Origin of the sequence: Streptomyces thermovulgaris (assembly GCF_002155915.1) — a bacterium.
Lineage (GTDB): Bacteria > Actinomycetota > Actinomycetes > Streptomycetales > Streptomycetaceae > Streptomyces > Streptomyces thermovulgaris.
The window spans coordinates 1-11,931 of the sequence record NZ_MUME01000289.1 but is presented as its reverse complement, the minus strand read 5'-3'; the positions used below and the strand labels follow the sequence as shown (position 1 = coordinate 11,931).

12 protein-coding genes are annotated in these 11,931 nt (G+C 73.1%); 10 read left to right on the top strand and 2 right to left on the bottom strand.

From position 1 onward, the window contains the following. The first annotated feature begins 358 nt into the window (after positions 1–358). The 10 genes from CCN35_RS21290 (at position 359) to CCN35_RS21245 (ending at position 10,494) form a co-directional block, all read left to right on the top strand. The gene (locus CCN35_RS21290) at positions 359–547 is read left to right on the top strand and encodes a ferredoxin (protein ID WP_067389409.1); all 189 of its coding nucleotides are present in this window, start codon (positions 359–361) and stop codon (positions 545–547) included. Between the two features lie 3 nt (positions 548–550). Continuing rightward, entirely contained in the window at positions 551–1,759 is a 1,209-nt protein-coding gene (locus CCN35_RS21285; RefSeq protein WP_067389413.1) for an NAD(P)/FAD-dependent oxidoreductase, read from the top strand. Positions 1,760–1,771: 12 nt separating this feature from the next. Beyond that, positions 1,772–2,578 carry an acetoacetate decarboxylase family protein gene (locus CCN35_RS21280; protein WP_086793922.1) on the top strand — a complete coding sequence of 269 codons (807 nt, stop codon included), beginning with the start codon at positions 1,772–1,774 and terminating at the stop codon, positions 2,576–2,578. A gap of 42 nt (positions 2,579–2,620) precedes the next feature. Beyond that, the gene (locus CCN35_RS21275) at positions 2,621–4,087 is read left to right on the top strand and encodes an aldehyde dehydrogenase (RefSeq protein ID WP_067389419.1); all 1,467 of its coding nucleotides are present in this window, start codon (positions 2,621–2,623) and stop codon (positions 4,085–4,087) included. After that, positions 4,080–5,006 carry a 3,4-dihydroxyphenylacetate 2,3-dioxygenase gene (locus CCN35_RS21270; RefSeq protein WP_067389421.1) on the top strand — a complete coding sequence of 309 codons (927 nt, stop codon included), beginning with the start codon at positions 4,080–4,082 and terminating at the stop codon, positions 5,004–5,006. The genes CCN35_RS21275 and CCN35_RS21270 overlap by 8 nt, the downstream gene beginning before the upstream one ends. A 10-nt stretch (positions 5,007–5,016) precedes the next feature. After that, positions 5,017–5,862: a fumarylacetoacetate hydrolase family protein gene (locus CCN35_RS21265; RefSeq protein WP_067389422.1), complete on the top strand. Its 846-nt coding sequence runs from the start codon at positions 5,017–5,019 to the stop codon at positions 5,860–5,862. Between the two features lie 28 nt (positions 5,863–5,890). Further along, a complete protein-coding gene (locus tag CCN35_RS21260) occupies positions 5,891–6,583 on the top strand; it encodes a TetR/AcrR family transcriptional regulator (protein WP_079129542.1) in 693 nt (230 codons plus the stop codon). A 174-nt stretch (positions 6,584–6,757) separates the two neighbouring features. Next, the gene (locus tag CCN35_RS21255; RefSeq protein WP_067389430.1) at positions 6,758–8,212 is read left to right on the top strand and encodes an APC family permease; all 1,455 of its coding nucleotides are present in this window, start codon (positions 6,758–6,760) and stop codon (positions 8,210–8,212) included. A 69-nt stretch (positions 8,213–8,281) separates the two neighbouring features. Further along, on the top strand, positions 8,282–9,772 hold the full coding sequence (locus CCN35_RS21250; protein ID WP_086793921.1) for an aldehyde dehydrogenase: 1,491 nt from the start codon (positions 8,282–8,284) through the stop codon (positions 9,770–9,772). Further along, complete coding sequence (locus CCN35_RS21245; protein ID WP_067389434.1) at positions 9,769–10,494, top strand: gamma-glutamyl-gamma-aminobutyrate hydrolase family protein; 726 nt, start codon at positions 9,769–9,771, stop codon at positions 10,492–10,494. Before CCN35_RS21250 ends, CCN35_RS21245 begins: the two co-directional genes overlap by 4 nt. Positions 10,495–10,504: 10 nt before the next feature. Here the strand turns inward: CCN35_RS21245 and CCN35_RS21240 are convergent, their stop codons facing one another. After that, entirely contained in the window at positions 10,505–11,077 is a 573-nt protein-coding gene (locus CCN35_RS21240) for a MarR family winged helix-turn-helix transcriptional regulator (RefSeq protein WP_067389753.1), read from the bottom strand. 175 nt (positions 11,078–11,252) lie between these two features. Continuing rightward, positions 11,253–11,825, bottom strand: a complete 573-nt coding sequence (locus CCN35_RS21235; protein WP_245863326.1) for an Rv1733c family protein — start codon at positions 11,823–11,825, stop codon at positions 11,253–11,255. Positions 11,826–11,931 lie beyond the last annotated feature (106 nt).

Sequence of the window (11,931 nt, the reverse complement as noted above, 5' to 3'; positions counted from 1 at the left end):
TTCCCAGGCCGAAGCAGGCGCTGGGGGAGGGGGAGGGGGGGCGGCGTCGCGCCGCGGAGGGGAGCGGGGCCGCTCAATGTTTGGCGCCAAACGGTATGGATCCCGCCACCGCGCCGCAAGGGGGCGGACGCAAAAAATTATCCGTTCGGATAGGTGTTGACCCGGGTCCGGTCGCTTCCTATTTTGTTTGGCGCCAAACGAGTACGGGGCGCGGCATCCGCCCGTCCCGCCGGCCGGGGCCCGGCCGCACCGGCCTCGGTCCCGGCCTCTCTTCTTCCCGGCCCTTCCCAGTTCTTCCTGCTTCTTTCCGTTTCTTCCGGCCCCCGCCCCGACGCCCTCAGCACGAGGAGGACCGCCCATGAAGGTCGTCGTCGACATGAACAAGTGCAAGGACCACGGCCAGTGCGTCTTCGCCGCCCCCGACGTCTTCGGCTTCGACGACGCCGGCCACCTGACCTACGTCGGCGAACCCGACGACGCGCTGCGCGACGCGGTCGAAGAGGCCGCCGACGTCTGCCCCCTGCAGGCCATCCGGATCGAGGACTGAGCCGTGAGCGCACCCGTCGTCGTGGCCGGCGCCTCCATGGCCGGCCTGCGTGCCGCCGAGCAGCTGCGCGCCGCCGGCTGGCAGGGGCCGATCACCCTGGTCGGCGAGGAACCCCACATGCCCTACAACCGGCCGCCCCTGTCCAAGGAGGTCCTGGCCGGCAAGGCGTCCTTCGCGTCGCTGGCCTTCCGGCCCCGCGCCGCGGTCGCCGACGCCGAGTGGCGCCTGGGCACCAGGATCGTCGCGGCCGACCTCGGCCGGCGGCGCGTCGAGCTCGACGACGGCGGCTCGCTGCCGTACGCCGGGCTGGTCGTCGCCACCGGCATGCGGCCCCGCCGGCTGCGCTGCCCCGGTCCCCTCGCCGGACGGCACACCGTCCGCACTCTCGACGACGCCCGCGGGCTGCGCGAGGCCCTGACCCGTCCGGGCGTCCGGGTGGTCGTGGTGGGCGCGGGATTCATCGGCTGCGAGGTCGCCGCCACAGCCGTCGGCCTCGGCGTCGCCGAGGTGACCGTCGTGGACCCGCTGCCCCTGCCCATGGTGGGCCCGCTCGGCGAGCTGCTCGCCGGTGCCCTGCTCAGGCGGCACGAGAAGCGCGGAGTCCGCTTCGTGCTCGGCACCGGGGTGGCCGGCTTCGAGGGCGCCGGCCATGTCACCGGCGTACGGCTCGACGACGGGACCGTGCTCCCCGCGGACGTCGTGGTGGAAGCCGTCGGCTCGGTCGCCAACACCGAGTGGCTCGACGGCAACGGCCTCGACCTCACCGACGGGGTGCTCACCGACGAGCACCTGCGCGTCGGCGGACGGCCCGAGGTGGTGGCGGTCGGCGACGTGGCCCGTTTCCCCAACGCCCGCTACGACGGCGTGCCCCGCCGTGTCGAGCACTGGTCGATCCCCACCGACACCGCCAAGCACGCCGCCCGTGTGCTCGCCGCCCATCTCGGCGGCACCGAGCCGGACATGGCCCCGTTCGCCCCGCTGCCCGCCTTCTGGAGCGACCAGCACGACTTCCGGCTGCAGTCCTTCGGCGCGCCGGGGCTGGGCCTGGACGACGTCCGGATCCTCGACGGCGATCCGGACGGGGACGTGCTCGTCGGCTACCACCGCGACGGCCGCCTGGTCGGCGTCGTCGCCCTCGGCGGCCAGGCCGCGGCGGCCGCCGCCGCCCGTCACCGCGCCGAACTGCTCGAACTGCCCGCCCCCACCGCCTGAGGAACGCCTGCCATGCCCACTGTCCGCGGATACTTCCACCCCAAGACGGCGACGGGCACCTCGTCGCTGATCCCCTCCCCGCCCTGGTACTACTCCGGCGACCTGCTCACCGTCGAGTACCGCACCGACCCGGCACGCGTGCGCGAACTGCTGCCCGAGCCCCTGGAGCCGGCCGACGAGGACCCCGGGGCGGTGGCGCTGATCTGGGCCGACTGGCAGTCCTGCGGGGCCTCGGGCGAGGAGCTGCTGGACCCGGTGCGCGCCCAGTACAAGGAGGCCTTCGCCGTCGTCCGCTGCCAGTACAAGGGACGGACCTACACCCGCTGCGTCTACATCTGGGTGGACAAGGACTTCGCCCTCGCCCGCGGACTGCACCAGGGCTACCCGAAGAAGCTCGGCTCGATCCACCAGACCCGCCCCCACCCCTACGGGCCGGCTCCCCGGATCGAGGCGGGCGCCCGGTTCGGCGCGACGCTCGCCGCCGCCGACCGCCGTATCGCCCAGGCCGTGGTCACCCTGCGGGAGCCGTCGCAGAGCAACGGCTTCGTCAACGCCCACCCCATGGCCCACCACCGCTGGCTGCCCTCCATCGAGAAGGGCGGGGGCCTCGCCCTGGACGAGCTGGTCGAGTCCGGCGCCGCCTCCTTCGAGGGCGGGCAGCCATGGGTGGGCGACGCCGAGCTGGAGCTGTTCGAGTCGCCCACCGAGGAACTGGCCCGGCTGGAGGTCCGCGAGCCGATCGCCGCGTACTACCGCCAGGTCGGCGTGGTCTGGGACGGCGGCCGCCTGCTGGAGTCCGGCACGTCCGGCGCCGAGTGACGCACCTGCGGACAGCACCGACCACATCCAGGAGACCCGGACATGACCGACACCCACACCACCACCGTCGCCGGCGTCGCCGTCGACACCCGGCACTGGATCGGCGGCGAACGCGTCGCCTCCGCCGAGACCTTCACCGACGTCTCGCCCATCGACGGCGCCGTGCTCGGCGAGATCGCCCGCGGCACGGCCGCGGAGGCCGCCGCGGCCGTGGCCGCCGCCAAGGCCGCCTTCCCCGGCTGGGCCGCCACCCCGCGCGCCGAACGCGCCCGCATCCTGCACGCCGTCGCCGACGGCGTCGAGAAGCGGCTCGAGGAGCTCGCGATTGTCGAGACCTGCGACAACGGCGCCCTGCTGCGCTCCCACCGCCGCGGCGTCATGCCGCGCGTCGCGCACAACTTCCGCTTCTTCGCCGACTGGCTGCTGAAGCTCGGCCACGAGGACTTCGACACCCGCGGCCACACCAACCACGTCAGCTGGGACCCGGCCGGCCCCTGTGTGCTGATCACCCCGTGGAACGCCCCGCTGATGCTGGCCACCTGGAAGGTCGCCCCGGCCCTCGCCGCCGGCAACACGGTGGTCCTCAAGCCCGCCGAGTGGTCCCCGCTGACCGCCTCGCTGCTCGCCGACATCGCCGCCGAGGCGGGACTGCCCGCCGGGGTCCTCAACGTCGTGCAGGGCTACGGCGCGGAGATCGGCGACGCGCTCACCTCGCACCCGGACGTGCGCCGGATCAGCTTCACCGGGTCCGTTCCCACGGCCCGCCGCATCGCCGCGTCCGCCGCCGCGAACCTCACCCCGCTCAGCCTGGAACTCGGCGGCAAGTCCCCGCTGCTGGTCTTCGCCGACGCCGATCTCGACCTCGCCGTCGACCTCGCGGTGGAGCAGTACGACAACGCGGGCCAGGTCTGCCTGGCGGCCACCCGGCTGCTGGTCGAGGAGTCGGTCGCCGACGAGTTCACACGGCGCTTCGTGGACCGGGCGTCCCGGCTGGTGCAGGGCGACCCGCGCGACGAGGCCACCGACATCGGGCCCGTCGTCCACCCCCGCCAGCTGGAGAGGATCGACGGCTTCGTGCAGCGGGCGCTCGCGGCCGGGGCCCGGGCCGTCGTCGGCGGCCGGCGCAAGGAGGGCCTGTACTACGCGCCGACGCTGCTGACCGGCGTCGCCCAGGACTCGGAGATCGTCCAGGAGGAGGTCTTCGGTCCCGTGCTGACCCTGCAGACCTTCGCCACCGAGGAGGAGGCCGTCCGCCTGGCCAACGGCACCCGCTACGGGCTGGCCGCCACCGTCGCCACCGGCGACCGGGAGCGCGCCGCACGCGTCACCGCCCGGCTCGTCGCCGGCACCGTCTGGGTCAACTGCTTCTTCGTCCGCGACCTGCGGGCGCCCTTCGGCGGCTCCCGTGAATCCGGCATGGGCCGGGAGGGCGGCACCTGGAGCTTCGACTTCTACTGCGACCTGAAGAACACCGTCACCGCACCGAAGGGGTTCAAGGACCATGGGTGAGATCGTCGGGGCCGGGCTCCTCGCCCACGTGCCCACCATCGTGCTGCCCGAGGAGGAGCGGCTGAAGCTGAACGAGGGCAAGGAGATCACCCTCGTCACCGGCCTGCGGCAGCTGCGCCGGGACGTCTTCGAACGCGACGACTACGACACCGTCGTCGTCCTGGACTCCCACTGGGCGACCACCGTCGAGTTCGTCGTCACGGCACAGCACCGGCGCGCCGGTCTGTTCACCTCCGAGGAGCTGCCGCGCGGCATGTGCCGGATGCCGTACGAGTTCCCCGGCGACCCCGAACTCGCGCACAACATCGCCTCGTTCGCCGACAAGCACGGCACCTGGATCACGGCGGTCGACGACGAGTACCTGCCGATCTTCTACGCCACGGTCAACCTGTGGAAGTACCTCGGCGAGGGACTGCCCGGCAAGCGGTGGGTGACCATCGGCGTCTGCCAGACCGGTGACATGGAGGACCATCTGCGCCTGGGCCGCGCTCTCGCGGACGGCGTCGCCGCCACCCCCGGCCGGCGTGTCCTGCTGATCGCCTCCGGTGCCCTGTCGCACACCTTCTGGCCGCTGCGCGAGCTGCGCGACCACGAGGCCAGCGACCCGTCGCACATCTTCACGCCCGAGGCCCGCGAGGCCGACCACGAGCGCATCGCCTGGTTCAAGGAGGGCCGCCACGACAGGGTCCTCGACACGATGGACGAGTTCTGGAAGCACAAGCCGGAGGCGAAGTTCTTCCACTACCTGATGATGGCCGGTGCGCTCGGCGAGCGGAACTGCGTGGCCAGGGCCCGTCAGTACGGCGAGTACGAGAACTCCATCGGCACCGGCCAGGTCCACCTGTGGTTCGACCGGCCGGCCGGCGGCTGGACCGGCGCCGGCCCGTCCGCCTCCTCCGTCCCGAGCACGCCCGCCTGAGAGGTCCGCCATGCCCGAGTACCGCCGCATCCTTCTCGACGGCGCCGCCGTCCAGGTCACCGTCGACGGGGACGAGCTGGTCGCCGGGGACGGCCGCCGCGTCAGGGCCGACGACGCACAGCACCTGCCCCCGGTCGTCCCCTCCAAGGTGATCGCCGTCCATCTCAACCACCGCAGCCGGGTGGAGGAGTTCCGGATCAGCCTGCCCGACACCCCGACCTACTTCCACAAACCGGTCTCCGCCCTCAACGCCCACAAGGGCGCCGTCGTGCGCCCCGAGGGCTGCAAGTGGCTCAACTACGAGGGCGAGGTCGCCATCGTCATCGGCAGGACCGCCCGCAACATCTCCCCGGCCGAGGCCGGGGAGTACATCGCGGGGTACACCATCGCCAACGACTACGGCCTGCACGACTTCCGGGACACCGACGCCGGCTCCATGCTGCGCGTCAAGGGCTCCGACACCCTCTGCCCGCTCGGCCCCGGCCTGGTCACCGACTGGGACTTCCGGGGCAAGCGGCTGCGGACCTACGTCAACGGCACGGTCGTCCAGGACGGCTCGACCGACGAGATGACCTGGGACATGCACTACCTCGTCGCCGACATCGCCCGCACCATCACCCTCTGCCCCGGCGACGTGCTGCTCTCCGGCACCCCCGCCAACTCCCGGCCCGTCCGGCCCGGCGACGTCGTCGAGGTGGAGGTCGAGGGACTGGGCCGGCTCACCAACCACATCGTCACCGGCCCGACCCCCGTCCGCACCGACGTGGGAGCCCAGCCCACCGAGTCCGAGGAGGTCCTGTCCACCGCGCTGGGCGGCGACTGGGAATTCCGTGGCATCAGGCCGCCCCGCCGCTGACCGGCACGGCACCGGTAGGGTCGTGCCCATGACCGACCCCGCAGGGACCGCGAACCCGTCGGAGCCGGAGGCCTGTGCGCAGGCCGCCGGGCCCGACGGGACCGTGGAGTCCGAAGAGCCCGCCGGGACCGGCCGAAGGCAGCCGCGCAAGCGGACGCGGACCTACGGGGCCGGACGGCAGGCGCTGCTCGACGCCGCCGTGCGCGTGGTGGCGCGGGGCGGGCTGCGCAGGCTGACCTACCGGGCCGTGGCGCAGGAGGCCGGGGTCACCCACGGGCTCGTGGTGCACCACTTCGGGTCGCGGGACGCGCTGATCGAGGAGGCGCTCGCCCACGCCGTGCGCGTATCGATGAACAGCAGCATGCTCGAGCCGGGCACGGGCCGGGCCGCGGACTTCTCCGCCGGGCTGGCGGACATGGTGGAGTCCGGCCCGGACCTGCAGGCGTTCCAGTACGAGCTGCTGCTGGAGGCGCGCCGCCGCGAGGAGCTGCTGACGCATCTGCGCGAGCTGTACGAGGAGTACTTCGAGGCCACCCGGCGGGAGCTGTCCCAGATGCTGTCCCGGCCGGTGGACCGGGGCCTTTACCGGCTGGTCTTCGCGGCCCTGGAGGGCCTGGTGCTGCACCAGCTGGTGTTCGGCGAGCGCGAGGTCACCGAGGAGGCCCTCGCCCGGCTGCGCGACCTGCTCGGGCGGCTTGCCGCGGACCCGGACGGCGCCTGAGCCGTGCGCCCGGGCGCGCACCGCACGGGGCCGCGGGCCTCGGCGGCATGAGAACCGGCGATCCGCGCGGATTGCCGTCCCCCAACCCCTTGTCAAACGGACAGTGCCGCCCACACGATGGGGCAACTCGTTTGGCCTGAAACGATCCTCCCCATCTCAGGCAGGTGAATCCGAGTGGACAGCCAGACCGTCTCCGCGGAGAGAACCGCGCGGGACACATCCACCGCAGCCACGCTCAAGCCCAATGCCCTGGGCGTTCTGGGCATCCTCTTCTTCGTCCTGTCCGCGCAGGCCCCCCTGACCGGCATCGCCGGGGCGGCCCCGATCTCCGTCGCCATCGGAAACGGCGCCGGCACCCCCGCCGCCTATGTGCTGGCGGGCGCCATGATCCTGCTGTTCTCGGTCGGCTTCGTCGCCATGGGACGGCATGTCGTCGACGCCGGCGCCTTCTACACCTACATCGGCACCGGTCTCGGCCGTACCGCCGGAGCCGGCAGCGCGTGTCTCGCGCTGTTCTCGTACTGCGCCATCCAGGCGGCGATGTACGGCCTGTACGGATCGATCGTCAGCGGCCTGGCCGCCCACCACACCGGCCTGGAACTGCCGTGGTGGGTCTGGGCGCTGCTCACCATGGCCGTGGTGAAGGTGCTCGGCGCCCTGGGCATCGAGATGGGCGCCCGTGTGCTGGCTGTCCTCGTCTCGGCCGAGTTCAGCATCCTGCTGGTGTTCGGCCTGGTCACCCTGGCCAAGGGCGGCGGCCCCGAGGGGCTCGGCCTGGCCGACAGCTTCTCGCCGGCGGCGGCGCTGCAGGGCGCGCCGGGCGTCGCCCTGATGTTCGCCGTCGCGTCCATGTTCGGCTTCGAGGCCACCGCGATCTACGGCGAGGAGGCGCGCGACCCGAGAAGGACCGTCCCGCGGGCCACCTATCTGTCGGTGCTCGTCGTCACCTGCTTCTTCGCACTCACCTCCTGGATGCTGATCTCCGCCCACGGCGCCTCCGGGGCGCCCGCGGCCGCCCTGGAGGCACTGGCCGACGGCGACTCCGCCGGCTTCGTCTTCGTCCCCGTCGCCGCCCAGTTCGGCGGCTGGGTCAACGAGGTGCTGCCGGTCCTGCTCGCCACCTCCCTGTTCGCCGGCATCCTCACCTTCCACAACTCCGCCAACCGCTACCTGTTCTCGCTCGGCCGCGACGGGCAGCTGCCGCGGGGCCTGCGCCGGCTCAACGACCGTCAGGCGCCGTCGGCCGCCGGCTGGGTGCAGACCGCGGCCGCCCTGGCCCTGGTCGTCCCCTTCGCCCTGACCGGCAAGGACCCGGTGCTGACCCTCTTCTCCTGGTTCAGCGGCGTCGCCGTCCTGGCGATGATGCTGCTGTACCTGCTGACCTCGGTGTCGGTGGTCGTCTTCTTCCGCCGCGAGCGCCTGGACCCCCGCCTGTGGAACACCCTGGTCGCCCCGGCGCTGGGCGCCCTCGGCCTGGCGGGCGCGATCTGGCTGATCCTGGCCAACTTCACCACGCTCATCGGCGGATCGGTCACCACGGCCGTGTGTCTCACCCTCCTGGTGCCCGTGGTGCTGGTGGCCGGCGCGGTGAACGAGCGGACCGGGCGGGGGCGCCGGACGACGCCATGACCCCCCTTCCCGCTCCGCGGCGAACGCACGACTGAACGATCGCACGGTCAACGTGGTCTGGAGGACCGCATGTCCACTGTCACCCACGACGAATGGCTCCGCCGGGCAAGGGAGTTCCAGCCGCCCCGCGCGCACTACATCGACGGCGCCGAGGAGGCCGGCGGCGGCGCCGCCTTCGCCGTCGTCTCCCCCCGGGACGGCCGGGTGCTGACCGAGGTCGCCGACGGCGGCGCCGCCGAGGTCGACGCCGCCGTGGCCGCCGCTCGCCGTGCCTTCGACAGGGGACCGTGGCCGCGGTGGGCGCCCGCCGACCGCGGCCACGTCCTCCAGCGCGTCGCCGATCTCCTCCAGCAGCGGCGCGCGGAACTCGCCCTCGCGGTGACCCTGGAGACGGGCAAGCCGATCACCGACGCGCACGACATAGAACTGCGCGCAGTGATCAACACCTTCCGCTGGTACGGCCAGCTCGCCGACAAGCTCGCCGACGAGTCCCCGCACACCGCACCGGACGCGCTCGCCCTGGTCACCCGCGAGCCGGCCGGAGTCGTCGGTGCCGTGGTGCCGTGGAACTTCCCCCTCACCCTCGCCGGGTGGAAGGTGGCTCCCGCACTGGCGGCCGGCTGCACCGTCGTGCTGAAACCCTCGGAGAACTCCCCGCTGTCCGCCCTGCTGCTCGCCCGGATCGCCACCGAGGCCGGACTGCCGCCCGGTGTGCTCAACGTCGTCAACGGCGACGGACCGGCGGCCGGGCGGGCCCTCGGCCTCCATCCGGACGTCGACGTGCTGGCGTTCACCGGCTCCACGGCCGTGGGCCGGCACTTCCTGCGCTACTCCGCCGACTCCAACCTCAAGCGGGTCTGGCTGGAGCTCGGCGGCAAGTCCCCGAACATCGTCCTGCCCGACACCCCCGACCTGGCGAAGGCCGCCGCCACCGCCGCCTGGGGCATCTTCTTCAACCAGGGCGAGATGTGCACCGCGCCCTCCCGGCTGCTGGTGCACTCCTCGATCGCCGAGGAGGTCACCGACGCGGTCGTGGCACGGGCGCGCGAGCTGCGCGTCGGCGACCCCCTGGACCCGGCCACCGAGATGGGAGCCCTGGTCGGTGAGGCCCACCTCGAGCGCGTACTGGAGCACATCCGGTGCGGCGTCGGCGAGGGAGCCCGTCTGCGCACCGGCGGACAGCGGATCCTGACCGCAAGCGGCGGCACCTACCTCGAGCCGACCGTCTTCGACCGCGTCGACCCCGGCAGCCGGCTCGCCCGCGAGGAGATCTTCGGCCCGGTCCTGTCCGTCCTGCCCTTCGACGGGATCGACGAGGCGATCGAACTCGCCAACGCCACCGAGTACGGACTGGCCGCCGGCCTGTGGACCTCCGACCTGTCCACCGCCCACCGCGTCTCCCGGGCGCTGCGGGCCGGCACCGTCTGGGTCAACTGCTACGAGGAGGGCGACCTCACCGTGCCCTTCGGCGGCATGAAGCAATCGGGCAACGGCCGGGACAAGTCCGTCCACGCCCTGGAGAAGTACACCGAACTGAAGACCACCTGGATCCAGCTGTGAGCCGAACCATCCGCCCCCTGATCGCGATCCCCGCCCGCTTCTCCGTCACCACCTCCGCGCTGCGCTTCGCCGCCGAAGTCACTGCGCGCGCCCTCGCCGAGGCGGTGTGGCGGGCCGGCGGCGAACCGGTGAGCGTCCACCCCGCGGACCCCGCCGGGCACGACGTCGCCGCGCGGCTCGCCCGCTTCGACGGCCTCCTGCTGCCCGGCGGCGGCGACATCGCCCCGCACCGCTACGGCGCGGCCGAGACCCACGACAGCGTCTACGACGTCGACGACCTGCAGGACGCCTTCGACCTGGAGGCGGCCCGCCGGGCCCTGGAGTCGGGCCGGCCCCTGCTGGCGATCTGCCGCGGCCTGCAGGTGGTCAACACGGTGCTGGGCGGCACGCTGCACCAGGACATGGGCGGCCCCGGACAGGACCACCGGCACCTTCGGCACCCCGTCCGTCTCGCCCCCGGTTCGGCCCTGGCGGAGATCACCCGCGCCGACAAGGTGGAGGCCTCCTGCTACCACCACCAGCACATCGACCGGCTGGGCGAGGGCCTGACGGTCACCGCACGGGCCGCCGACGGCACGATCGAGGGAGTGGAACTCACCGGCGGCACGGGCTGGTTCGCGGCCGTGCAGTGGCACCCCGAGGACACCGCGCACGAGGACCCGGCGCAGCAGCGCCTGTTCGACGCGCTGGTGGAGGCGGCCCGGCGGCCGCGGGCCCGGTGAACCGGCCGGCTCACCTCCTGGCGCGGCGCCCGCTGCGGCGCGGCGCCGGATCCGCGCCGTTCAGCAGCGACCGGCGGCGGTCCTCGCCGTGCTCCTCCACCTGCAGCACCACACGCCGCAGCATCTCCGCCAGGCTCCGGCACTCCTCGTCGTCCAGCCGCGAGGTCACGAAGGCCTCCTCCTCGTTGAACGCCGGGAAGACCCGGTTCATGAAGTCCTCGCCCTCGTCGGTGAGCGCCAGCAGCACGAGCCTGCCGTCCGTGGGATGGCCGGTGCGCCGCAGCAGTCCGCGCGACTCCAGCGTGCGGGAGACCCCCGTCAGGGTGCCCTTGGAGATGCCGGCCTCCTCGGCGACGTGCCGGGTCTCCGACTCGCCCCACACCCAGACCACCCACAGCACGACGAACGCGGTCCAGGTCAGGTCCGAGTCGCGCAGCACCGAGTTCTCCAGGTGCTGGCGCACCGCGGAGGCGGCCCGGTAGATGTTGGCCACCGCCGCCATCCGCTCCCGGCGCACGCGGATGCCACCGAGCTTGGCCTGCGCGAGCTTCTCCGCCTCGGTGATGGAACGCTGGCCGGGCACGGACACTCCCTCACTGGTCGCCGCGTCGGACAGGCCGGTACCGCCCGCCCGGTCGTTCGGACCCAAAGTGTACGGCGATCAGTTCCGCGGGACCGCGCCCGGGGGCCGTCGCCGGCCGGTTCCGGACGTTCCCCGAAGCCGCCGCCGACCGGCCCCGAGGGGCCCGGGGCCGTCGTCAGCCGGTCTTCCAGCCCCAGGGCGTGTCCACGCGCGCCCACTCCTCGTCCCACTGGTCGAGGCGGCGGCGCTCGAGCCGGGACCGCACCAGCCTGGTGCCGCCGACGACCACGCCCACGGCGGCGGCGCCCGCCCACAGGCCGCCGAGAGCGGACTGGAACGTGCTGTCGGCCCGGGAGGGAGGCGGGGAGGTCAGGGCGCCGCGCCCGTTCGTCCACACCGTGACATGGGTGCCGGGCGCCGCGGAGGCCGGGACCCTGGTCCGGTCCGTGTGCACCGAGCCGTCCGGATCCGTCCAGCGGACCGTCCCCCACTTCAGCGCACTGTTCGCCGGCCGGGACGCCCCGTAGGGCGTCTCCTGGGTCAGCACGGCCGAACGCTCATGGGTCGCGCTGCGGACCTGGTCCGCGCTCCGCTGCATCGCACCCGCCGTCAGCACCCCCGCCAGCACACCGCCGACCACGGCGAGGACCCAGGCGACGAGCAGGATCCATGCCTCCACGAGGTCGCTGGTACGCCTGAGCGGATTCCGGCGCCACCGCCACAGCCGCACTCCCGCACGACGTGTCACCTTCGACACCCCCTCGTGAGTATCGACGGCTCTTCCTCCAGTGTGCCCCCAGGAGCGATCAGCGGCGCCCCTCCCCCGTTCCTTCGGTCGCCGCTGATCGCTCCTG